14 protein-coding genes, 4 tRNA genes and 3 pseudogenes are annotated in these 23,568 nt (G+C 55.9%); 3 read left to right on the top strand and 18 right to left on the bottom strand.

Annotated elements, in window-relative coordinates; translation table 11 throughout:
* Positions 1–22: 22 nt before the first annotated feature.
* On the bottom strand, positions 23–886 hold the full coding sequence (locus LN050_00865) for a protein-L-isoaspartate(D-aspartate) O-methyltransferase (protein ID UFS56471.1): 864 nt from the start codon (positions 884–886) through the stop codon (positions 23–25).
* 29 nt (positions 887–915) lie between these two features.
* Positions 916–1,686 carry a 5'/3'-nucleotidase SurE gene (surE, locus tag LN050_00860; GenBank protein UFS56470.1) on the bottom strand — a complete coding sequence of 257 codons (771 nt, stop codon included), beginning with the start codon at positions 1,684–1,686 and terminating at the stop codon, positions 916–918.
* A gap of 148 nt (positions 1,687–1,834) precedes the next feature.
* Between surE and LN050_00855 the strand changes: the two genes are divergently transcribed.
* Positions 1,835–2,821, top strand: a complete 987-nt coding sequence (locus LN050_00855) for an NADPH:quinone oxidoreductase family protein (GenBank protein UFS56469.1) — start codon at positions 1,835–1,837, stop codon at positions 2,819–2,821.
* A 79-nt stretch (positions 2,822–2,900) separates the two neighbouring features.
* Here the strand turns inward: LN050_00855 and LN050_00850 are convergent.
* The 7 genes and pseudogenes from LN050_00850 to uvrC form a co-directional block, all read right to left on the bottom strand.
* Positions 2,901–2,976 (bottom strand) — tRNA-His (locus LN050_00850).
* A 99-nt stretch (positions 2,977–3,075) separates the two neighbouring features.
* Positions 3,076–4,992 (bottom strand): peptidylprolyl isomerase, encoded by a 1,917-nt coding sequence (locus LN050_00845; GenBank protein UFS56468.1) that lies wholly within the window; start codon positions 4,990–4,992, stop codon positions 3,076–3,078.
* A 93-nt stretch (positions 4,993–5,085) separates the two neighbouring features.
* Positions 5,086–5,161: transfer RNA gene (locus tag LN050_00840), tRNA-Val, on the bottom strand.
* 21 nt (positions 5,162–5,182) lie between these two features.
* Entirely contained in the window at positions 5,183–5,464 is a 282-nt protein-coding gene (locus tag LN050_00835) for an HU family DNA-binding protein (GenBank protein ID UFS56467.1), read from the bottom strand.
* 269 nt (positions 5,465–5,733) lie between these two features.
* Positions 5,734–6,591 carry a DMT family transporter gene (locus LN050_00830; GenBank protein ID UFS56466.1) on the bottom strand — a complete coding sequence of 286 codons (858 nt, stop codon included), beginning with the start codon at positions 6,589–6,591 and terminating at the stop codon, positions 5,734–5,736.
* A gap of 40 nt (positions 6,592–6,631) precedes the next feature.
* Positions 6,632–7,200 (bottom strand): annotated as a pseudogene (gene pgsA / locus LN050_00825) (CDP-diacylglycerol--glycerol-3-phosphate 3-phosphatidyltransferase).
* A gap of 65 nt (positions 7,201–7,265) precedes the next feature.
* Positions 7,266–9,179 (bottom strand): excinuclease ABC subunit UvrC, encoded by a 1,914-nt coding sequence (uvrC, locus tag LN050_00820; GenBank protein ID UFS57412.1) that lies wholly within the window; start codon positions 9,177–9,179, stop codon positions 7,266–7,268.
* A 175-nt stretch (positions 9,180–9,354) separates the two neighbouring features.
* Between uvrC and LN050_00815 the strand changes: the two genes are divergently transcribed.
* Positions 9,355–10,443, top strand: coding sequence for an elongation factor P maturation arginine rhamnosyltransferase EarP (locus tag LN050_00815; protein ID UFS56465.1), 1,089 nt, complete (start codon positions 9,355–9,357; stop codon positions 10,441–10,443).
* 121 nt (positions 10,444–10,564) lie between these two features.
* Entirely contained in the window at positions 10,565–11,119 is a 555-nt protein-coding gene (gene efp, locus LN050_00810; GenBank protein ID UFS56464.1) for an elongation factor P, read from the top strand.
* Between the two features lie 11 nt (positions 11,120–11,130).
* On the opposite strand, the gene LN050_00805 is transcribed toward efp, so the two are convergent.
* From LN050_00805 to tig, 9 genes and pseudogenes are all read right to left on the bottom strand, one after another.
* The gene (locus LN050_00805; GenBank protein UFS56463.1) at positions 11,131–14,400 is read right to left on the bottom strand and encodes an error-prone DNA polymerase; all 3,270 of its coding nucleotides are present in this window, start codon (positions 14,398–14,400) and stop codon (positions 11,131–11,133) included.
* On the bottom strand, positions 14,393–15,937 hold the full coding sequence (locus tag LN050_00800; GenBank protein ID UFS56462.1) for a hypothetical protein: 1,545 nt from the start codon (positions 15,935–15,937) through the stop codon (positions 14,393–14,395). Before LN050_00800 ends, LN050_00805 begins: the two co-directional genes overlap by 8 nt.
* Positions 15,897–16,727: a hypothetical protein gene (locus LN050_00795; GenBank protein UFS56461.1), complete on the bottom strand. Its 831-nt coding sequence runs from the start codon at positions 16,725–16,727 to the stop codon at positions 15,897–15,899. Before LN050_00795 ends, LN050_00800 begins: the two co-directional genes overlap by 41 nt.
* A gap of 460 nt (positions 16,728–17,187) precedes the next feature.
* Positions 17,188–17,261 (bottom strand) — tRNA-Cys (locus tag LN050_00790).
* An 81-nt stretch (positions 17,262–17,342) separates the two neighbouring features.
* Positions 17,343–17,418, bottom strand: a tRNA-Gly gene (locus tag LN050_00785).
* 96 nt (positions 17,419–17,514) lie between these two features.
* Positions 17,515–19,944, bottom strand: coding sequence for an endopeptidase La (gene lon, locus LN050_00780; GenBank protein ID UFS56460.1), 2,430 nt, complete (start codon positions 19,942–19,944; stop codon positions 17,515–17,517).
* 26 nt (positions 19,945–19,970) lie between these two features.
* Positions 19,971–21,212 (bottom strand): annotated as a pseudogene (clpX, locus tag LN050_00775) (ATP-dependent Clp protease ATP-binding subunit ClpX).
* Positions 21,213–21,385: 173 nt separating this feature from the next.
* Positions 21,386–21,985 carry an ATP-dependent Clp endopeptidase proteolytic subunit ClpP gene (clpP, locus tag LN050_00770; protein UFS57411.1) on the bottom strand — a complete coding sequence of 200 codons (600 nt, stop codon included), beginning with the start codon at positions 21,983–21,985 and terminating at the stop codon, positions 21,386–21,388.
* A gap of 227 nt (positions 21,986–22,212) precedes the next feature.
* Positions 22,213–23,525, bottom strand: a pseudogene (gene tig, locus LN050_00765) (trigger factor).
* Positions 23,526–23,568 lie beyond the last annotated feature (43 nt).

Raw genomic sequence — 23,568 nt, 5'->3', positions numbered from 1 at the left:
CTGCGAAATTATCACCTAAGTCTTATGCCACCCCGGATTTTAAAGGTACAAACAGTACCGGCTCCAGGACTTGCCTGACTAAACCTGTAGCAGTCTTGTCTATTACAACCAAACTTTGCTGCCCGCCAGGCGTATGGGTAGGCGCAATCAAACGCCCGCCTACGGCGAGTTGGTCTATCCAGGTTTGCGGCACTGACTCGCCGCCAGCAGCCGAAATAATGGCCGCGTATGGCCCACCGGCTGGATAGCCCAAAAAGCCGTCGCCAAACAGCAAATGAATATTGGGGCGTTGCATGCCGCGCAAATTGGCCCTGGCTTTGTCGTGCAAGCCTTTTAGGCGCTCCATGGAGTAGACCTCGCGCGCTATAAAGCTCAGCACCGCAGCCTGGTAGCCACAGCCTGAGCCCACCTCCAGTACGCGGCCAAGCGGCGCTGGCGTGTGCTCTAGCAGCAAGGCCAACATGCGAGCCACCACGCTGGGTTTGGAGATAGTCTGCCCCAGGCCAATGGGCAAACTGGTGTCTTCGTAGGCTTGGTTCACCAAGGCGGAGTCCACAAACTTGTGCCTATCCACCCTGGACATGGCGTCTAGTACAGCCGGGTGGTTGATGCCCTGGGCCGCAATGCGCTGAATCATGCGATCTCGCACACGGCCAGATTCCAAGCCCACACCCGTAGGCGCTGCTGCTGGCTTGCTAAACAGTTTGTCTTGCGGGCGCAATGCTGGGCGCGCAGCACTCAGCAAGTTGGCCTGCACGTTGGCCTGTGTTTGCGCATCCAACATGACACCACCATGCTTGGGCTTAAGCGTGCTGGTAGAGCCTGACTTGAATGAAGCCGATAGCCAAGCCTTTTGAGGTGGCGTATGAGTAGGTTTGCTGGCCATTTGCTAGACGGTAGTCACCATTTGTTGTACTACTGGGACGCGAAGCCAGCCCGCCACCTGGGCAGTGCTTGGTGCTGCGTCAGATCAACGTGCAAAGGCGTAACAGCCACTCTACCCTGTGCAGTTGCATGGAAATCGGTGCCAGGCTCAACGTCTTTGGCCAAACCGGCTGCGCCAATCCAGTACATGGTCTCACCACGTGGGCTGGGCTGCTCAATCACAGGTTGCGCCGCATGGCGACGCCCCAATCTGGTGACCTCAACAGGGCCTATGCGGTCGTAAGGCAAGTTGGGTATGTTGACATTCAGCAGCCAGGGCCAGCGCGCTGGGTCCGCATGCGGTGACAGCTCGGTTTCAATCAGCTGGGCCACGATGTCTGCGCTCTTTTTGGCCGCATCGTCTATGTGACCCCAGCCTTTGTCAACCTGCGAAAACGCCACCGCTGGGATACCAAACAAATAGCCTTCCATGGCCGCGCCCACGGTCCCCGAGTAAATGGTGTCGTCCCCCATGTTGGCGCCGTTGTTGATGCCTGAAACAACCAGATCTGGCTTGAATGTCAGCAAACCGCTCAGCGCAATGTGCACGCAATCTGCGGGGGTGCCATTGACATACTGAAACCCATTGGCCCCCTGGTGCACGTACAGCGGCGAGTTCAGTGTGATGGAGTTGGACTTGGCGCTGTTGTTGTGCTCAGGCGCAATCACCGTCACTTCGTGCCCCAGCGCAAGCAACGCCTTGTGAAGGGCGCCAAGGCCAGGGGCTGTATAGCCGTCGTCGTTGCTGAGCAATATATTCATGGTCGAAATTGTAGGTGCAATACAGCAGATTGATGGAAGCGCCATGGTTTTGCTCGCTACCGAGACACCCTGGCAACACAATTCATCTGGACGGCGCACTATTATGAGAGCACGGATACACCACCGACACACATGAAGGAGCTTACAAATGCACGCTTGGCAATGCGACAACCCCACGGGCGTTGAGTCTTTGGTATGGACAGAACTGCCAGACCCGCAACCTAACGACGACGAAGTGGTTGTGGCCATTGCTGCGGCCAGCTTGAACTTCCCAGACTTGTTGATGGTGCAAAACAAGTACCAAATCAAGCCGCCTGTACCGTTTGTGCCAGGCGCAGAGTTTGCAGGCACGATCACGCAAGTGGGCAAAGACGTCAAGCATTTACAAGTAGGTCAAGCCGTGGCCTGCTTAGCCGGCACGGGGGCATTTGCCACGCACACGGTTGCCAAAGCTGCCATGTGTCTGCCCCTGCCGCCCGGCTTTCCCATGGCGGATGCGGCTGCTTTCATCATGGCCTACGCCACTTCGCACCACGCACTGGTAGACCGAGGTGAGATCAAGGCCGGCGACACCGTGCTTATTTTGGGTGCCGCCGGTGGTGTGGGCAGCTCGGCCATACAAATTGCCAAGGCCAAAGGCGCGTTTGTGGTGGCCGCCGCTTCCAGCGACGAAAAATGCAACTTTTGCAAACAGCTGGGCGCTGACGCCACCATCAACTACAGCGAGCACACGCCCAAAGAAGGCTTGCGCAACGCCATCAAGACAGCCTGCAACGGCAAGGCCCCTGACATCATTTACGACCCCATTGGCGGCGAGTTTGCAGAACCCGCGTTTAGGTCTATTGCATGGCGCGGGCGTTACTTGGTGGTGGGTTTTGCCAGCGGCCCCATACCAGCCCTGCCCTTGAACCTGGCGCTGCTGAAAGGCGCCTCTATTGTGGGTGTGTTCTGGGGAGAGTTTGCCAAACGCGAACCCCATGCCAACAACGCCATGATGACCGAATTGGTGCAGTGGACAGTGGCCGGCACCATTAAACCGCCAGTGGAACAAAGCATGCCCATGACCGACTTGTTAAAAGCGTTTGAGGTGATGAGCCAGCGCGGTGTGATGGGCAAGTTGGTACTCACCAACTGAGACACCCCTATCGACTGTCATAAAGCAATAAAAAAGCCCTTGTTGGCAACACAACGCTGCTGACAAGGGCTTTTGAATTTGGGGTGACTGATGGGGCTCGAACCCACGACAACCAGAATCACAATCTGGGACTCTACCAACTGAGCTACAGCCACCGTAGAAAAATAAATTATAGCATTGCGCCGCTGCGTTCTTGCATACCAGACGCGCTGGCATGCAACTAAATACCAACGCTGTCAACGCAAGCGCATCGCTTACGCCGCCGGTAACAAGGCGCCTGGCTTGGGCACCAGGATCTGTGCCTTGTACTTGGCCTTTAGGCTTTGCAGATAGGCACTCATTTCGGCGGCACTCCATGCCTGCGTGTACTGGTTGGCCTCAGCCGCAGACTGCGCAGACGCCACGGCAGTGCGTGCATTCACGGCCAACACCTTCAGCACCACAAAACCCTGCTGGCCTAAGTCAACGCCAGTATAGGCAGGTAATGCATCAGCTGGCGTACGCAGTACGGCCGCCACCAGGTTAGGCGCCATTACGCCACCCTGGTCACGGGACACAGTAAGCTTGTCGCCAAAGCTGGCACTGGTTTGCCCGCCATCTTGCCAAGCAGCCAATGCGGCCTCACCCGCTTGACGGGCCAGCTCTGCACTGCGTGTAGCCACCAGCATCTGACGCACGTCGGCGCTGACAAGCTCAAACTCCTTGGTGTGCGCTGGCATGTGCTTCACCACACGCGCAGAGACCAGACGTTGCTGTCCTACGTCAATGGCTGCAGTGTTGAGTTTTTTCTCAATGGCTTCTTTAGAGAACAAGGACGCTGTGAGTGCGGTATTGGCCAGCACCGTGTTGGCAGCCTGGTTGGTGCGCGTCACGTTTGAGGCGCTTTGCACCTGCAAGCCCAGTGCTTGCGCGGCAGGCGCCAAGCTGTCGGCCTGCTCGTAGACCACATTGCTGAAGCGCTCGGCAGCTTCTGCAAACTGCTTGCGCGCGGCATCGGCACGCAAGTTGGCTGCCAGCTCAGCGCGCATATCGGCAAAACTCTTGGCTGGCGGCGCTTTGATGCCTGTGAGCTTGATGATGTGCAAACCAAAGTCGGAGCGCACCACATCAGAAATGGCGTTTTCGCTGAGCGCGAAAGTCGCATCTTCAAAAGGCTTCACCATGGCACCACGACCAAAGTAACCAAGGTCGCCACCGTTGGCAGCAGAGCCAGGGTCTTTGGAATTGTCTTTGGCCAGTTGCGCAAAGGCATCAGGATTGGCGCGGGCCTGGGCCAACAGGCTTTGGGCTTGCGCCATGGCAGCAGCCACCGCTGCATCATCGGCATTGGCCTCTAGAGGCAACAAAATGTGACTGGCACGGCGCTCTTGGGGGCCTGCCAAGCGGTCTTTATTTTGCTCATAGTAGGCGCGCAACTCAGCTTCGTTGACTGTGATTTTTTCGGCCAACTTGGCTTGATCCAACACCAAGTACTCAACGTCAACGGCCTCGTCGGCCTGAAATTGCGCTGGATTGGCGTCGTAATAGGCTTGCACATCGGCGTCAGAAACTTGCACTTTGCGGGTGTAGTCCGACGCATTGAAAGTCGCAACTTGCACATCACGGCGCTCAAAGTAAGCGTCAAGTGTGGCTTGGGCGGCCGCTTTTGAGACCACGCCTGTGGCTTGCACCCCACGTGTCAATTGCTCTTGGGCCAATGCGTATGCCACTTGGGCTGCGTACTGGTCTGAACTCATGCCACGCGCTGCCAGCTCTTCTTCAACCGCAGCCACGTTGAGCTGTCCGCTGGCATCGCGCCTGGCATTCAGCCATTCGTCTTGACGCAAGGCGGTAGCAACAGCAGCCTCACCAGCCATCACGTGCTTGTCTTGAACCGCCTTGTCTATCAGTGCCTCTTGCAGCAAACGCTCAAGCGTGGCGTAACGTGCGGCGGGCGAATCTAGCAACTTGACATCAAGCTGGGGCATGGCCTGGCGCAAGCGGTCTATTTCATTGGCGTGCGCGCGGTCCCATTGCTCTTGCGTAATGCTCACACCATCAAGCTCGGCCACTGTTGCGCTGCGTTGACTGAAGCTGTCGTAGCCACTGACCCCTACAAACACAAATGCTACGACCAACAGGCCCAACAGCACAATCATCACGCTCTTGGTTTGCCGAATGGCTTCAAACATGTTCAAACTTCCTATGTGGTTATCGGCATCATGGCCGTACGCGTCGCAGAAACGAAAAAGGCGAACAGATGAATGTTCGCCTTTTAAGTGGGGTGGTGGGTGATGACGGGCTCGAACCGCCGACCTACGCCTTGTAAGGGCGCCGCTCTACCAACTGAGCTAATCACCCCACCTGGGATGCATTGAGGGCTTATTTACCGCCGTTCAATGCGTCCTTCAAACCTTTACCGGGACGGAACTTAGGCACTTTAGCTGCCTTGATCTTGATTGTATCGCCAGTGCGTGGGTTGCGACCTGTGCGAGCAGCACGCTTGCCAACCGCAAAAGTACCAAAACCTACCAATGAAACAGTGCCACCCTTTTTCAAGGTCTTGCGCACTGCATCAATCATGGCTTCCAGTGAACGAGCCGCTGAAGCCTTGGATGTGTCTGTGCTCTTGGCGATATGTTCGATCAATTCAGTTTTATTCACGGTAACTCCTCAAATGAATGATTCCCTGCTGGAGGCAGGATTGTATCTATATTCTTGCTCGCTTCTCGGTTCAAACAAAAAAATCTGTTCTCATTTCAAAAGCGATACGCATTAGAACCAATTGCGGCAGTACATGTCAATAAGATCAGTACCGTGCAAACCCTCGATTTCAAGCTGCATACAACACTTTGTGCTATGCAGCTTGCTTGTGAATGGCATGTAGTCTAACGCCATTTATGCGTCACTTTTAAACAACCGGACAAACAAGGCTATTTTTTTTCAACTGTCGCGTTGCGCGGACGCACCATGGCCACGCCAACCACTGTGATGACCATACCCAACACAGTCAAGGGGGTCAGCGCCTCATCAAACAACAACAAAGCCAGCACTGCGGTGCAAGGTGGCACCAAATACATGAGTGAGGTCACTGATGTTGCCGCGCCGCGCTGAATCAGCATATACAACAATGAACTTGCGCCCAATGTGAGCGCCAAGACAGACCATGCCATGGCAATCACGACCTCATCCACCCACACCATAGGTACTTGCTCCAGCCAAGCCAATGGTGCGGTCACTGCAAATGCCGCCAGTAGCTGAATGGTGCTGGCAGCGCGCACATCGCAAGGCTGAACAAAATGCTTTTGATACAAGGTGCCCGTGGTGATGCTGAGCAATGCCAACGCCGCAAAACACAAATTGAACCAGGTGACTTCACCCACCACCAGCAACTTGTTGGACACCACCAGCAACAAACCCAACAAGCCCAGCCCCAAACCCAGCCACTGTTTGCGCGTCACGGCGCTGCCGCGGTAGGACAGCCATATGCCTGTGAGCACAGGCTGCAACCCCACGATGAGCGCAGACAGGCCTGCACCCATGCCGGCCTTCACGGCTGCCCACACCCCGCCCAGATAGCCTGCGTGCATCAACACGCCCGTGACGGCCAAGTGCATCCACTGCTGGCGGTCGCGGGGCAAGCGTACGCCAGACAACCATGCCCACATCACAAAGCAAATGGCTGACAAGGCGTAGCGCCAACTTAAAAATGTCATGGGTGCGGCGTGCGGCATGCCCAACCTCGCCACCACAAAGCCCGTACTCCAAATCAGTACGAACACAATGGGCATGGCCGCTATCCAGCGGTTGTCTTGGTCAGGCACCTGGCGCTTACTCGCTGCCCGCGCGAATAGCTGGCAGTGCTTTTTGCAGGTAATAAACCATGGACCAGACAGTAAGAAGCGCTGAAATCCAAATCAGCCACTGCCCCCATAAATGGGTGTCTATCAGCCCAAACAGTTGGTCGTTAAACAGCAAAAACGGTATGGCGACCATTTGCACCGAGGTTTTTAGCTTGCCCAGCCGGTGCACAGCGACGCTTTTGTTGGCCCCGATAATGGCCATCCACTCGCGCAGCGCCGAGATCGCAATTTCACGTCCAATGATGATGAGTGCCACCACCACGTGCGCGCGGTCCAGGTGCACCAGTATCAGCAAGCTGGGCACACCAGGAATTTATCGGCCACGGGGTCTAAAAAAGCGCCAAATGCCGAGGTTTGGTTGAGCTTGCGAGCCAGATAGCCATCGGCCCAGTCCGTCAGCGCAAACACCACAAACATCACGGTGGCCACCGTGTTTTGTAGCTCCAGCGACATGCCAGGCACAAAAAATATGCCCACCAACAAAGGAATGGCCACAATACGGGCCCAGGTCATCAGCATTGGTGTGGTGGTGTACATGGCCTGATTATTACCTAGGCGCAAGCCAGCTTATGACGCACATATGTCTGCACGCCAGCAGTCAGTCAACGCAAAGCGTTGTAAATGGTGGTGGCCAGCGCTTTAGACACACCGTCCACGCTGGCCAAGTCTTCAATACTGGCCGCAGCTACGCCGCGCACGCCGCCAAAACGCTGTAACAAGGCCGCACGCCTTTTGGCGCCAATGCCCGCAATGTCCTCAAGCTTACTGCCGCCAGTGCGCACTTTGGCGCGCGCCGCACGCATACCCGTAATGGCAAAGCGGTGAGCCTCGTCGCGCACTTGCGCCACCAACATCAGGGCGGCCGAGTCGTGGCCTAGCGAGGCCTTGGGTCGCCCATCTGCAAACACCAGCTCTTCCAGGCCAACCTTGCGACCCTCGCCTTTTTCAACACCTACCAGGCGGCTAATGTCCAAGCCCAGGGACTCAAACACAGCTTTGGCAGTTGATATCTGGCCTTTGCCACCGTCAATCAGCACCACGTCTGGCAGTCCGTTGTTTTTGCTACTGGCTCCGGACTCGTCAGAGGCTTGGGCCAACTTGCCGTAGCGCCGGGTCAGCACTTGGCGCATAGCGGCGTAGTCGTCACCACCCACAATGCCTTCAATGTTGTAGCGCCGGTATTCGCTGCTTTGCATTTTGTGCTGCTGAAACACCACGCAAGACGCCTGCGTAGCCTCGCCTGCAGTATGCGAAATATCAAAACACTCCATGCGAAACGTCGACAAGTCATCTGGCGTTAAGTCCAAGGCCTCAACCAAGGCGCGCGTACGTGCTTGCTGCGAACCCTCTTCGGCCAACAACCTGGCCAACGCGATGTCGGCGTTGCGTTGCGCCATGTCCAGCCACACCTTGCGCTGCGCGCGCGGCTGGCTGACCCAGTGCACACGCGCACTTGACTGCTCAGCCACGACCTTGGTCAACTCTGGTGCCAAGGCGTGGCTGGTCACCACCACGGCGGGCAAAGCCACGTCAATGTAGTGCTGTGCCACAAACGCCGCCAACACACGCTCACCCACTTGCTCGGCACGGTCTTCTACGGACAACTCAACGCCAGTGGTGCTGCTGCCCTCTGCGTCGTCTTGTTGGGCTTGCTCCCAGCTCACCGCGTCTTCAACATGCGCAGGGAAATAAGCCCTGTCGCCCAAGTGCCGTCCGCCGCGGATCATGGCCAAATTCACGCAAGCCCTGCCGCCTTGCACCTTGACCGCCAACACGTCGACATCGGTCTCGTCGCTGGACTCAACCGACTGCTGGTGCAGCACACGCGACAACGCCGTCATCTGGTTGCGCACTTCGGCGGCCTGCTCAAAAGCCAATGCGTGCGAATGCGCCAGCATGCGCGCTTCCATGGTCTTTAGCAGCGTTTGCGTCTCTCCACGCAAAAACGACGCGGCCTGCGCCACATCGTTGTCATAAGCTTCTTTTGAAATGTGCCCCACACAAGGCGCCGTGCAACGCTTGATTTGGTACAACAAGCACGGGCGTGATCGGTTGTTAAACACCGTGTCTTCGCAAGTACGCAGGCGAAACACCTTTTGCATCAGCTGAATCGTCTCTTTCACAGCCCAGGCGCTGGGATAAGGGCCAAAGTACTCATGGCGCTTGTCTACCGCCCCCCTGTAATAAGCCATGCGCGCAAATGGCTGCTTGGAGAACTTCAAGTACGGGTAACTCTTATCGTCTCTGAATAAGATGTTGTACTTGGGGTGCTGCGTTTTGATGAGATTGTTCTCTAGCAATAAGGCCTCAGCCTCTGAGCGCACCACTGTGGTTTGCAAACGCACAATGCGCCCCACCATATGGCCAATGCGGGTGCCGCCGTGCTGCTTTTGAAAGTAGTTGCTCACCCGCTTTTTGAGGTTTTTGGCCTTACCCACATAGAGCAACTGGTCGTTGACATCAAAGTAGCGGTACACACCAGGCAAAGCTGGCAAGGCCGCCACTTGCGCCAGCAACTCAGGGCTGTGCGCGCTGAGCGCGACTGCGTCTTGCGAAGAGGCTTGTGGAGATGCCTGCGCAGCATCAAGCGGCTCAGCTGGTGTGTTGGTGGTAGGTGTCTTTTTCACGCTTGTATTATTCACGCTGATGCGACATGCGCGCAGGCCTTAAAAATGATGACAATATGGCCTTATGACAACCCACAGCTTAGACACCCCCAACAATGCTGAAACCGCTTTAACGTGGGACATTTACTGCCACGTTGTAGACAACTATGGCGACGTTGGCGTTTGCTGGCGCTTGGCCCGCAACCTGGTTGAGCGCGGCCAAACCGTGCGCTTGTTCATGGATGATGCGTCTGCGCTGGCTTGGATGGCGTCTAGCGCCGACAAACGCAATGACAAGCTGCACATCAAAACCTGGGACCAGCAAGTCGACCAGTGTGGCGACGTGGTGATTGAAGCGTTTGGCGCCCAATTGCCCGAGCAAGCACTAAAAGCCCTGGGCGGCGCCAAGGACACGCAGCGCAAGGTGTGCTGGCTCAACTTAGAGTACTTGAGCGCAGAAGCTTCGTCAAAAGCCAATCATGGACTGGATTCGCCTGTGGCCGAAGGACCAGCGGCGGGTATGTCCAAACAATTTTTCTACCCTGGGTTTGTGCGCGGCACCGGCGGCATACTGCGCGACAAGGCAGCCACCGCAATGGCCACTGAAGCGCCAGATTTGGCTTGGCCACCCAAGCGTATGGCCTTGTTCTCCTACGACTCGCCCACCCTGGACTTGTTGATCCACCAAGCCACCCAAATGGGTATGACCATTCAAGTGGCCGCTGGGCGTACCACTGCGCACGTGCAGCAATTGGCCGACCAAGGCGTCATAGACGTGGGCAACATAGAGCAGGTGCCGCACTGTACGCAGCAGCAATTTGACGCTTGGCTCAACAACCAAGACTTCTTGGTAGTGCGCGGCGAAGACTCGCTAACGCGCGCCATTTTGTCTGGCAAGCCTTTTTTGTGGCACATCTACCCACAAGAAGACGGCGCACACCGCATCAAGCTCAATGCGTTTTTGGATTGGCTTGAGGCACCTGTAGACATGCAACACGCCTTCAAAACCCTGAACGGCACGCGAAAACTGCGTGATGACGCGCTGATGCTTCCCGCAGACATAGGCCACTGGCACGAATGGGTGGCGTGTGTGCGCAAGGCGCGTAACAAACTACTGGAGCAAAACGACTTGGTTACCCGCTTGCTGGTACATGCCCACAAAGTGCTGGCCTAAATAGGTCTTGGGATTTAGCCGTTAAAATCCAAGGTTTTCCAAATCGTCACTTAGCCCAGCGCCGCATTGTGCAGCGCCAGCGTCTAGGCTAGGCGTACCAACTCAGTAGTCTGATAGCTCTATGAAAATCGCTCAAGAAATTCGCGCCGGCAACGTCATCATGCACGGCAAAGACCCCATGGTCGTTCTCAAAACAGAATACAGCCGTGGCGGACGCAACTCTGCAACCGTTCGCATGAAGCTCAAGTCACTGTTGGGCCAAATGGCCACTGAAGTGGTATTCAAAGCCGACGACAAAATCGACAACGTCATACTGGACAAAAAAGAGTGCAGCTACTCCTACTTTGCTGACCCCATGTACATCTTCATGGACGACGAGTACAACCAGTACGAAGTCGAATCAGACAACATGGGCGACGCCCTGAACTACCTCGAAGACGGCCTGACTGCTGAAGTGGTGTTCTACGAAGGCAAGGCGATTTCTATTGAAGTGCCCACCTCTGTTGAGCGTGAAATCACCTGGACAGAGCCCGCCGTCAAAGGCGACACATCTGGCAAAGTACTCAAGCCCGCCAAAATCGCAACTGGTTTTGAAGTGTCTGTACCTTTGTTTGTTGACCAAGGTGACCGCATTGAAATTGATACCCGCACAGGCGAATACCGCAAGCGCGTATAGATCAACCTAGTTCAATGAAACTCATGCGGCGCAAGGTGCACATCTTGCGCCGTTGCTGTTTGTAGCAGCGCCGTCATGTCTACAACATGCTGCGCCACCAAGTGGCACACCCGTCCGGGCTGACCTGTGGCAGGGTCTGTGTCGCGTTGCCACACACCATATACAGCCATCAACTTGGCATGCATCACCACTGCACGCTGGCGCATTTGCACCGACTGCCACACCACCACATTCACCACACCAGTCTCGTCTTCTATGGTGATAAACAACACGCCTTTGGCCGTACCGGGTTTTTGCCGTACGGTCACAAGACCGCAGGCTTTGGCGAGTTTGCCGCTGCTGTAGCTTTGCAGTGTGTCTGCTGTTTGAATACGCAGGCGGCTTAGCTCAGCGCGCACCAACGCCACTGGATGACCCTTCAAACTCAGGCCTGTACTGTTGTAGTCTTGTGCGATTTGCTCCCCCAACAGCGGCGGTGCAATATGAATGTGCGCCTGCCAAGGCGCGTGGGCATCATCGTCACTGGCTTGGCCATTTAAAAGTGGCGTGTGTAGATGGGCCACACTGGCCTGCCACAACTGCATACGCCTGTGGCCCGCCAGCGTTTGCAAAGCATCCGCATTGGCCAAGGCTTTGATATCGCCTGCGTCAAGTTGCGCACGCGCAACCAAGTCTTCTATGCTGTCAAATGCACGCTGGTCTCTGGCTTGCGCAATACGCAGGCCTGCACTTGCCGACAAACCACTGACCAAGCGCAACCCCAAACGCACAGCCGGCAGCGCACCAACAGGTGCGTTGCACAAGCTGCAGCCCCAGTCGCTGAGTAAGACGTCTACAGGGTAGACCACCACGCCTTGGCGCTGTGCGTCTTGCACCAATTGAGACGGGCCATAAAAACCCATAGGCAAACTGTTGAGCAAGGCGGCCAAAAAACAAGCCGGCTCATGGCACTTCATCCAGGCGCTCACGTACACCAGCAATGCAAAACTGGCAGCATGACTCTCCGGAAACCCATACTCGCCAAAGCCCTCAATTTGTTTGAATATTTGCTCAGCAAACGCTACCGTGTGACCGTGCGCCACCATACCGCTGACGATGCGCTCATAAAACTTGTGCACACCGCCCTTGCGCTTCCAGGCCGCCATTGATCGGCGTAACTGGTCTGCCTCATCAGCGCTAAAGCCGGCCGCCAGCATGGCTATTTGCATGACCTGCTCTTGAAAAATAGGCACGCCCAACGTGCGGCCCAGTGCTTCTTTTAGCGCAGCGCTTGGGTAACTCACCGGCTCCAAGCCTTGGCGGCGTTGCAAGTAGGGGTGCACCATGCCGCCCTGTATGGGGCCTGGCCGCACTATGGCCACTTGCACCACGAGGTCGTAAAAGCACTTGGGCTTAAGACGCGGCAGCATACTCATTTGTGCGCGGCTTTCTACTTGAAACACACCAATGCTTTGCGCACGCGACAGCATGGCGTAGGTGGCTTTGTCTTCACTGGGTATGTCTTGCATGCGCCACGTACGGCCATGACGCTGCGACATCAGCGCCAAACACCGCTTAATGGCACTGAGCATGCCCAAAGCCAGCACATCGACTTTGAGCAAGCCCACTGCATCAAGGTCGTCTTTGTCCCACTGAATCAAGCTGCGGTTGGGCATGCGGGCGTTTTCAATGGGTACCAATTGCGTCAGCAGCCCATCGGTGAGTACAAAGCCACCTGTGTGCTGGCCCAGTTGGCGTGGCGCACCCAACAAGTTTCGTGACAAGTCAAGCCACAGCTGCCAGTGCGCACGCTGCTGCGCGCTGGCATGTGCCATGCCCAACTTAGCCAGTACGGTGTCTAGCCACTCGTCTTGCACAGCGCGGGCATACATGCCGGGATGGGCCTTGCTCATGGCGGCTATCAACGCCTCCTCTATGCCCAGCGCTTTACCCACGTCGCGCAAGGCGCTGCGCGGGCGGTAAGTCATCACGGTGGCGGCAATGGCACAGCGGTGGCGCCCGTACTTGCTGTACATGTACTGAATCACCTCTTCACGGCGTTGGTGCTCAAAGTCCACATCAATATCTGGCGGCTCTTTACGGGCCCGACTGATGAAGCGCTCAAACAGCACCACGCTGCGCGCTGGGTCTACCTCTGTTATACCCAGCGCATAACAAACCACAGAATTGGCGGCAGAGCCGCGCCCTTGACACAAAATACCGCGACTGCGCGCAAATCGAACCAAGTCATAAACCGTTAAAAAATACATCTCATAACCCAGCTCGGTAATGAGCGCTAGCTCATGGCTCACCTGGGCTTGCACCTTGTCTGGCGTATGGACATAACGCTGGCACAGGCCCTCTTGCACTAAGCGCGTCAAGGTTTGGGCTGGGTTTTCATGTGCGGGTGCGTCTTGCACCACTTCACGCGGGTATTGGTAGCGTATGTGGTCTAGCGAAAACTGGCACAACTGCGCCACCTCTACAGACCTAGCCAGCCAATGCTCTGGCACCAGGCGCGACAAATGCAAGCGGCTGCGTAAATGCATTTGCGCATTGGCATGCAAAGCATCACCACACTGCTGCACGGTGCGCCCTAGGCCAATGGCATTGACCACATCCAGCAAGGGCTTGCTAGAGCGCACATGTATACGCGCGTCCCCCACCAACACCACCGCTTGTTGCGTGGCACGCTCAAGCTGCCACAAGCAGTGCTGCCACCAGTCGTCGTCTACCGCCTGGTGTAACACTGCGCCAATACGCACGCAGGCAGCACCTGCAAGCTCGCACCACTGCGTGATGCGCTGCGCTATAGCCGTCATTGCAGGTGACAAATGATGCGAGTCTGCTGCACACGTCTCGTCTAAAGCCAGGCGCGGCGGTATGAGCAAATGCACACAGTGCTGCAAATGGCCAGCCGCATGCTGCCAGCTGGGCATGCGCACATGGGCCTTGTCTACACGCGGCAAGCCTTCTGACGGCGCACCGAAATGACCACCGCCTCTGGCCAATGTAATGAACTCACACAACTGCCCCCAGCCCCGCTTGTCTTGTGGCAAAACCACCAGGCGCCAGCCATCTGGCCAGGCAAAACTGCTGGCTGGTATAAACGCCATGCCCAGCTCTTTGGCGCGCACATGTGCACGTACCACGCCCGCTACCGAACACCAATCGGCAAGCGCAATAGCGCTGTAGCCCAAGTCGTGGGCGCGTTGCACCATGTCTTGTGGTGACGATGCAGCCATTTGAAAACTAAAGTGGCTCATGGCCATGAGCTCGGCATAGGGCTGCAGCCTATCCATAAAAACCGTGCAAGTACCACACCCAATCAACCGAGGCTACAGGCGCAGTAGCCGGCTGCGCCAACACAGATTTGGTTTTAAACACCCACACCAACCCACACTGCTCGCCCCAGGCCACATAGTAGTCGCGCACCACCGCCTGTTCACGCTCCAAGCAATACCACGCTACCAACTCCAAACGCTCGGGCCCCATGAGCAAGCGCAGCTCTGAGCCGTAGTGCGGCATGTGGTTTTTCACGACCAAACGCAATGCCGGCGTAAGAAGCCATGTGGGGCGCAAGCCTTGCCAGCTGTGCACTTGTGCAGCGTGTAGCAGCTGGTCCTGGTACTGCACCGGTTGCTGCTCAGCCACCTGGGTGCTACCCGTACCAGACCCCGCTTTATGGCTGGATTTTTTCTTGCGCTTAGGCTTGACACCTGCACGCATAGCGGCAAGCTGCAGGCCATGCTGCGGCGTATAAGCCACCCAGCTGCATTGCTGCTCTGGCGTTAGCTCGTTGTGCAACTGCATCACGCGCACAGCGTCATTGCCCAGCTTGGCCTGTATGTGATCTAAACAAACAGCCCAATTACTGCCGGCATAAGTGGCGGCTTTGGTGTATGGCTGCACCAGCAAATCAGGCTCAGCATAGTGCTGCACTTGATGCGCCAACAGCATCAGTGACAAGGCCTCAACGGGTCTGTCTAAACACTGGTGCTCCCAGTGCGCATGGGTTAAACGCTGCCACACCTGTACGTCTGCACTGGCCTCACTGGCTTGCAAGCGCATGTGTTGCTCACGGGCTAAGCCGGCTGAGCTGGCTTGCAAACTGGGCTCAAAGTGCCATGTCCACTGCACCACCGTAGCGGCCATATGGTGTTGTGCCAAGTAGGCGCACAAATCACATAGCAACTGCTGCGCGGCTTCATGTAGTTGCGCCACGTCACTGGCCAACGCTTTTAGCGCTGTCTTTTGGTCAAATCGCAAGCCATTGGGCAACGGTGCCAGGCCATGCGCTGCATCACCAAACGCTTGCGCCAGCGCGTGCACTGCAGCCTGTCCGAAGCGTCTAGCGGCCTGTGCTGGTGGCACACGGCGCAAGTCGCCCCACGTGTACCAACCCAACGCATGCACTGTTTTCAAGTGTGCCTGCCAAGGCTGCAGCAACCCAATGGGCAAGGCCTCGGGTTCAGGTGTGTCAACGGCAAGCAACTCAGCTGGCGCAAGCCCCTGGTCAACTTGCCTTGCAGGCTGTTGTGTCGCCCATAGCTGCAACCTTGCTATAGCTTGTGCAGCCGTAGGCCCGCAGCCTATACCAGCTGGGCATTGCACCAACTGCGTGCCTGCAACCAATAGCTGTTGCACCACAGCGTTGTAGCCGCCGTGCATGCGCTGCACCGACTGGGTGTCTATCACCCAGTAGTCGCCTTGCACGTAAACCGCCGGACTGATGCACGCGCACAGCGACGCCACGTCTTGCCAAAGCGGGTGACGTGGACTCCAGTGCTGCGGCTGCTCACGCAGCCACTTGATGGGCTTTATGGCTAGAAATAACACTGGGCTTTACCGCTGGGCTGGCGCTGGCGCGACGCAAGCCGCGCATGGCTTTGGTGCTGCGCACAGCTTGCTGCAAAGCAGTGCTTGCCTGCATGCAATACACCACCGCTTGAGTGCTGGGTCCTACACGTTTACGCACCTGTAAAGCACTGCCCAAAGGCTGCGCAAGCATAGACCACCCGCCTGCGCGCCACTGCATGCGCAGCACAGCCGGTGAGGCATGTGCCATCGCTTGCGCGGGCCTAATAGCCCACAAATACTTGCCATGCTGTGCGGCGCTGTAGTGCAAACGGCGCAATAAATGTGCATCAGCCTGCGCCAAACACACCACCACACCCGCCACATCAGCACATCGCAGCAACTCTTGCGCAGCCCAAGCCTTGGCTTTGTCTGACGCATGCTGCACCCACACCAGCCGACTCACATCCAGGCCCTTGGCAACCAAGGACGGGCCAAACAAACTCAACGACTGCGCCAGCGCTGAGTGCCCTACCGTGCCCACCCAAGCCACATGCGCAGCATGGGCTGCGACACCAACCCGCTCTTGCTGCAATTGAATAAGCGCTGGCAACAGCAAGCTGCATACGGCCTGCGTAGGGGCCAGCCTATCAGTGCCGCTTTGTATCAGCTCTACCAAGGCACCCTGGGGCCAACCACCACCTGGCAGCAATGCATCAACGGACGCGTTGCCCGTTGGCAAGACATCGCGCGGGGGCGCGCACGCGAACACAGCCGCCTTGTGCAAAGCTGCGCTTTGACCGCGTGCTAGTAACTGAGCAATAGCAGACATGAAATGACAAACCAGCAAGCGCCAAGCGCTGCAAAACGATGAGGGGGAATACAGCTTTTTGCGGCTGTAAATACTGTTTTTTTATACAGTATATTGACTTCTCAAAGTCTGCGCAAGTACGGCGTTAACAGCACGCTTTAGGCATTTCAAGACGAAAAAAAACGCACTACCAACAACCTCGGTCATGCGCCTGCTAAGGCCCCAGCCAATTCACATGGTTGCTACGCCAGTGCGCTTGGTCTCAAAACAGTCTGCGCATGCCCGGATGCCAGCCCATGCCGCACGCAGGATGCCTTGGCAGGCGATGTGAAGTACTGCATGCAAATGACGTTTGCACTCGGATCTTGTGGCTTGAGGGTTTGGTCACGAAACAGTACACCCATGACAAGGGCTGCATGGACCTGCCAATTGGCGTGCCAGACAGGCTGCACGTCCAATTCTTGATTGCACTGGGGAAATGTGGAGGCGCGACCCAGAGTCGAACTGGGCTAGACGGATTTGCAATCCGTTGCATAACCGCTTTGCTATCGCGCCAAATGTGTCGGCGTACAACCTGCGGTTGAGCGGTTGTGCCTTATGACAAAAAAGGGAAGCGTGAGCTTCCCTTTTATAATTTGGAGCGGGAAACGAGATTCGAACTCGCGACCTCAACCTTGGCAAGGTTGCGCTCTACCAGCTGAGCTATTCCCGCATTTTCAACTGCTTAACTATCGTTTGCTGCTGAAGCTAGAAGTATAACCAATTTTTGGGGTGCTTTGCAAGTCACCCTAAAAATTTTTACAAAAAGTTAGTGCTTCACTGCATCCGTTGCTGGTACCTGCGAAGGCGCTGCGCGCGCTGCTGCTGCGGCAGCAATTTCTGCCTCGCTCAGTGGCTCGGGCAAGCGCTCCAATGCTTTCTCTAACACCTGGTCTATCCACTTCACTGGCACGATTTCAAGACCGCTTTTAACGTTGTCTGGAATGTCGGCCAAGTCTTTAACGTTCTCTTCAGGAATAAGCACGGTTTCAATGCCACCGCGCAACGCTGCCAACAGCTTTTCTTTAAGACCGCCAATGGCTGTGACTTCGCCGCGCAACGTGATTTCACCTGTCATGGCCACTGTGCACTTGATGGGTATCTGCGTGAGAGCTGACACCAATGCTGTCACCATGGCAGCGCCAGCGCTGGGGCCGTCTTTGGGCGTGGCGCCGTCTGGAACGTGTATGTGCATGTCGCGCTTGTCAAACAACTCTTTAATGCCCAAGTTGTTGGCCCGGCTACGCACCACTGTGCGTGCAGCTTCTACCGACTCTTTCATCACATCGCCCAGCGAACCTGTGCGTGTGATAACGCCTTTGCCTGGCATCAGCGCGGCTTCGATGGTGAGCAAGTCGCCGCCCACTTCTGTCCAGGCCAAACCCACCACTTGACCTACCTGGTTTTTTTGCTCGGCACGGCCGTATGTGAACTTGCGAACGCCCAGAAACTCATCAAGGTTTTGTGCACTCACCACCACGGTTGGCTTGGCTTGTCCCAGCAGCAAGCTCTTGATAACTTTGCGGCAAACCTTGGAGATTTCACGCTCTAACGAGCGCACACCCGCTTCGCGTGTGTAGTAGCGCACGATGTCACGCAACGCATCTTCAGTGACTTGCAGCTCGCCTTCTTTGACGCCGTTGTTGGTGATTTGCTTTGGCAGCAAGTACTGCATCGCAATGTGGGTTTTTTCGTCTTCGGTGTAGCCGCTCAAACGAATGACTTCCATGCGGTCTAGCAAGGCCGCTGGAATATTCATAGAGTTTGAAGTGGCCACAAACATCACGTCGCTTAAGTCAAAGTCAACCTCAACGTAGTGGTCACCAAAGGTGTGGTTTTGCTCTGGGTCTAACACCTCCAGCAAGGCGCTAGAAGGGTCACCCCTAAAGTCGGTGCCCAGCTTGTCAATCTCGTCAAGCAGGAACAAGGGGTTGCGCGTGCCTGTTTTAGACAGGTTTTGCAACACTTTGCCCGGCAAGGCTCCAATGTAAGTGCGGCGGTGGCCACGAATTTCAGCTTCGTCTCGCACGCCGCCCAGGGCCATGCGCACATACTTGCGTCCTGTGGCCTTTGCAATGGACTGTCCCAGTGAGGTTTTACCCACGCCAGGTGGGCCTACCAAGCACAAAATGGGCGCTTTCACTTTGTCTACGCGTTGTTGCACCGCGAGGTATTCAAGAATGCGTTCTTTAACTTTGTCCAGGCCAAAGTGGTCTGCGTTAAGCGTTTCTTCGGCCAAAGCCAAGTCATGAATAACTTTTGACTTTTTGGCCCATGGCAAGCCCAGCAACACCTCTAGGTAGTTGCGCACCACAGAGGCTTCTGCGGACATAGGCGACATGAGTTTGAGTTTTTTCAGCTCGCCGTCGGCTTTTTTACGCGCCTCTTTAGGCATGCGGGCGAGCTTGATTTTTTTCTCAATCTCTTCAATGTCTGCGCCCTCTTCACCCTCACCCAATTCTTTTTGAATGGCTTTGACTTGCTCGTTGAGGTAGAAGTCGCGCTGGTTTTTCTCCATCTGACGCTTCACGCGCCCGCGGATGCGCTTGTCCACATTGAGCACGTCCACTTCGGCTTCAATTTGGTTGTAAAGCTTTTCCAGGCGCGCCTTGATGGGGCACAAATCCAGCACTTCCTGCTTGGACTCCAACTTGAGCGGCAGGTGCGCGGCAATGGTGTCTGCCAAGCGGCCAGGCTCATCGATGCTTGAAATGGATGTGAGAATTTCTGATGGTATTTTTTTATTGAGTTTGACGTACTGGTCAAACTGCTGCATCACGGCGCGGCGCAGGGCTTCTATCTCTGTGTCGTCGTTGGCCTGGCGCTCAACGGCTGGGGCCATGGGCTCCACGTTGGCACTAAAGTGCACTTCACCGTCGGTGATGAGGTTCACGGTGGCGCGCTGCACACCTTCCACCAACACTTTGACCGTGCCGTCAGGCAGCTTGAGCATTTGCAAAATGCTGGCCACGCAGCCCATAGCGAACATGTCGTCAGCAGTGGGCTCGTCTTTGGCCGCAGCTTTTTGGGCTACCAACATAATGCGCCTGTCGTCGGCCATAGCCGACTCAAGCGCTTTGATGCTTTTGGCTCGCCCCACAAACAGGGGGATGACCATATGCGGAAACACCACCACATCGCGCAAGGGCAACAGTGGCAAGTCAATGGGAGTAGATGGCAAAACTTCTTGTCCAGACATAGCTTAGGCCTTTTTAGCTTTTCGTGATAGACCAGCAAAGGGGGTTTGGCATCGTCGATGGTGGTCTCGTCCACCACCACTTGCTTCACGTTTTCCAGGCTGGGCAACTCAAACATAGTGTCTATAAGCGCTTGCTCCAGAATGGAGCGCAGGCCGCGTGCACCCGTTTTACGCTTGAGTGCTTTGCGCGCAATGGCACGCAGTGCACTGGGGCGAACGTCTAGTTCGGCGTCTTCCAGCGCGAACAGCTTGGCAAACTGCTTGACCACGGCATTCTTGGGCGTGGTCAAAATGTCTATGAGTTGGTCTTCCTCCAGCTCCTCAAGCGTGGCGACCACAGGCAAGCGACCCACCAGCTCAGGGATGATGCCGAACTTCACCATGTCCTCAGGCTCCACCTCGCTGAACGACTCGGATACGCTGCGACCTTGCTTGTTCTTGACAACAGCACCAAAGCCAATGCCAGAAGCCTCGGTACGGCTTTCAATGACTTTTTCCAGACCCGCAAACGCGCCGCCACAAATAAACAAAATGTTGGTGGTGTCGACTTGCAAAAAGTCTTGGTTGGGGTGCTTGCGCCCGCCCTGAGGCGGGATGGACGCCAAAGTGCCCTCGATCAGCTTGAGCAAGGCCTGCTGCACGCCCTCACCCGATACATCTCGTGTGATGGATGGGTTGTCAGACTTGCGGGAAATTTTGTCGATCTCGTCAATGTAGACAATGCCACGCTGGGCTTTGGCCACGTCGTAGTCGCAGGTCTGCAGCAGCTTGGCCACAATGTTTTCCACGTCCTCACCCACGTAACCGGCTTCGGTCAGTGTGGTGGCATCGGCCATGACAAACGGCACATCAAGCATACGCGCCAAGGTTTGAGCCAATAGTGTCTTGCCAGAGCCTGTAGGGCCGATCAGCAAAATATTGCTTTTCACCAGCTCTACGTCGTCCTTTTTGGCGGTTTCCTTGTGGTTTAAACGCTTGTAGTGGTTGTAAACCGCCACCGACAACGCGCGCTTGGCTTTGTCTTGGCCAATGACGTAGTTGTCCAGGTTTTCTTTCAGCTTGGCTGGAGTGGGCAGTGCATCTTTGGGCTTGTCGCCCAACTCCAGTTGGGGCAGCTCATCACGAACTATGTCGTTGCACAAATCAATGCACTCATCGCAAATGAATACAGAGGGGCCCGCAATGAGCTTTTTAACCTCGTGCTGGCTTTTACCGCAAAACGAGCAGTACAGGTTCTTCTCGGAGCTAGCGCCCTTTTTATCAGCCATATCGTGTGCTTTGGTATCAATCAGTAAGAATAGCGTTCCATGATAACGCCTTGCCACGTGTAAGAGGCGGAAATGGCGCTCAACACGCACCATAACGGTGCTTGCTAGCGCCAATCGCTACAAACAGCCCGGGATGTGGGTCAAGCGCCACTTCAGCTGCAACTCAGAGGCTATCAAGCCGCTGGCTTGGCTGCGTCTTCGCGCTTGTCAATCACCTTGTCTACCAAACCGTAGTCAGCCGCTTCCTGAGCGGTCATGAAGTAGTCACGCTCGGTATCGCGCTCAATGCGCTCTAAGGGCTGGCCAGACTGCTTGGCCAATATGTCGTTCAACAAGGCGCGTAAGCGCAGGATTTCACGGGCGTGAATCTCAATGTCTGTGGCCTGGCCCTGTGCGCCGCCCAGTGGCTGGTGAATCATCACGCGAGAGTTGGGCAACGAGAAGCGTTTGCCCTTGGCGCCGGCAGCCAACAAAAACGCACCCATGCTGGCAGCCATGCCCGTGCAAAGCGTTGACACGTCTGGCTTGATGAAGTTCATGGTGTCAAAGATAGCCATGCCAGCACTGACCGAACCGCCTGGTGAGTTGATGTAGAAGTGAATATCTTTGTCTGGGTTTTCAGACTCTAAAAACAGCAACTGCGCCACCACTAAATTGGCAGACTGGTCATTAACCGGGCCCACCAAAAACACCACGCGCTCCTTGAGCAAACGAGAGTAAATGTCATAGCTGCGCTCACCGCGCCCAGACTGCTCTACCACCATGGGGACCATGCCCAAAGCCTGTGTATCCAATGCGTTCATCGCTGTAATCTCCAAAATAAGAGGGGGTTGGTGCATGGCACTAGCCACTACTGTAACCAAAGGCCAACCAGTGTGTGTAGGTGGGGACGTTGCCCACAATTACAACAAGCGCAAAGCTGGCACCAAACAAAAACAACAAAAGGGCGTCGCCGCCCTTTTGTTATTCAACAAGCCAGACAAGTGGCCGCGTCACCGCATTACTGCTGCTGGGCCATCAACTCGTCAAAGTCAACCGCCTTTTCAGTGACCTTGGCTTTGCCCATGACAAACTCGGTCACGTTGTTTTCAATCACAACGGCCTCTACCTCAGCCATGCGGCTTTGGTCACCGGTGTACCACTTCACAACGTCCTCTGGGCGCTCGTAAGAGGCCGCCATTTCAGAGATGTGTGCCTTGATTTGCTCAGGCGTGGCTTGCAGGTTTTCTACACGCACCAACTCAGCAACCACCAGGCCCAAACGCACGCGGCGCTCAGCTTGTGGGCGGAATACGTCGTCGGGGATAGGTGCTTTGTCAGCATCTTTAACGCCGCGCTGCTTGAGGTCAGCACGTGCGCGTTCAACCATGCGCTCTAGCTCGGTTTGCACCACAGCCTTGGGCAAGTCCAGCTCGGCCTTGGCAACCAGGCCATCCATGGCAGCCTGTTTGTTGCGGGCTTGCAAGCGGGCCTTCACCTCACGCTGCAAATTGGTACGAATGTCAGCACGCAAAGCATCAACCGTGTGCTCAGCCACGCCCAAAGACTTTACAAACTCTTCGTCAATGGCGGGCATAGATGCAGCTTCAACCTTGTGCAAGGTCACCATGAAGTCAGCCGTTTTGCCTGCAACATCTTTACCGTGGTAGTCCTCTGGGAACGCCAAGGGAAAGGTCTTGCTCTCGCCGGTTTTCATACCGCGCACAGCGTCTTCAAACTCTTTCAGCATTTGGCCGTCGCCCACCAAAAATGGAAACCTTCGGCTTTGCCGCCTTCAAATGGCACGCCATCGATGGTGCCCAAAAAGTCAATGCTGACGCGGTCGCCGTCGACGGCAGCTTCTGCAGCTGGGCGCTGAGCAAATGTGCGACGCTGCTTGCGCAAAATCTCTACGGTTTTATCGATGGCTTCTTCTGTGACCTCGGCAGTCAGTTTTTCCACTTCCACGCCAGCGACATCACCCAACTTGACTTCGGGGTAGACCTCGAATACCGCGTCAAAAGCCAACTCACCTTCAGGTGCGCCTTCTTTTTCAGTGATTTGTGGAGCACCTGCCACACGCAAGTTTGCCTCTACAGCAGCCTGGCTAAACGCCTCGCCGACTTTGTCATTCATCACTTCGTACTGCACTGAGGCACCGTACATTTTGGCAACCACTGTTGCCGGTACTTTGCCTGGGCGGAAACCATCAATCTTGACTTGCTTGGCCAAACGCTTAAGGCGGGTTTCAACCTCACCGGTGATAGCGGCTACAGGCAACGTTAGCGTTACTTTGCGCTCTAGCTTTTCCAAGATTTCCACGTTTACGGCCATCACTCAACTCCTGCATGTGTCAGCCCCGCTGGCACAAACGCAT

This window comes from Comamonadaceae bacterium M7527, from assembly GCA_021044545.1.
GTDB lineage: Bacteria > Pseudomonadota > Gammaproteobacteria > Burkholderiales > Burkholderiaceae_C > RS62.
The sequence above is the reverse complement of the archived record's forward strand: the minus strand, read 5'-3'. Positions and strand labels throughout refer to the sequence as shown.

Bases quoted from the DNA above. Each gene is read 5' to 3' on its own strand.
- LN050_00865 (UFS56471.1), bottom strand. From the start codon at position 886: ATGGCCAGCAAACCTACTCATACGCCACCTCAAAAGGCTTGGCTATCG.
- surE (UFS56470.1), bottom strand. From the start codon at position 1,686: ATGAATATATTGCTCAGCAACGACGACGGCTATACAGCCCCTGGCCTT.
- LN050_00855 (UFS56469.1), top strand. From the start codon at position 1,835: ATGCACGCTTGGCAATGCGACAACCCCACGGGCGTTGAGTCTTTGGTA.
- LN050_00845 (UFS56468.1), bottom strand. From the start codon at position 4,992: ATGTTTGAAGCCATTCGGCAAACCAAGAGCGTGATGATTGTGCTGTTG.
- LN050_00830 (UFS56466.1), bottom strand. From the start codon at position 6,591: ATGCCCATTGTGTTCGTACTGATTTGGAGTACGGGCTTTGTGGTGGCG.
- LN050_00815 (UFS56465.1), top strand. From the start codon at position 9,355: ATGACAACCCACAGCTTAGACACCCCCAACAATGCTGAAACCGCTTTA.
- efp (UFS56464.1), top strand. From the start codon at position 10,565: ATGAAAATCGCTCAAGAAATTCGCGCCGGCAACGTCATCATGCACGGC.
- LN050_00805 (UFS56463.1), bottom strand. From the start codon at position 14,400: ATGGATAGGCTGCAGCCCTATGCCGAGCTCATGGCCATGAGCCACTTT.
- LN050_00795 (UFS56461.1), bottom strand. From the start codon at position 16,727: ATGTCTGCTATTGCTCAGTTACTAGCACGCGGTCAAAGCGCAGCTTTG.
- lon (UFS56460.1), bottom strand. From the start codon at position 19,944: ATGTCTGGACAAGAAGTTTTGCCATCTACTCCCATTGACTTGCCACTG.
- clpP (UFS57411.1), bottom strand. From the start codon at position 21,985: ATGGTCCCCATGGTGGTAGAGCAGTCTGGGCGCGGTGAGCGCAGCTAT.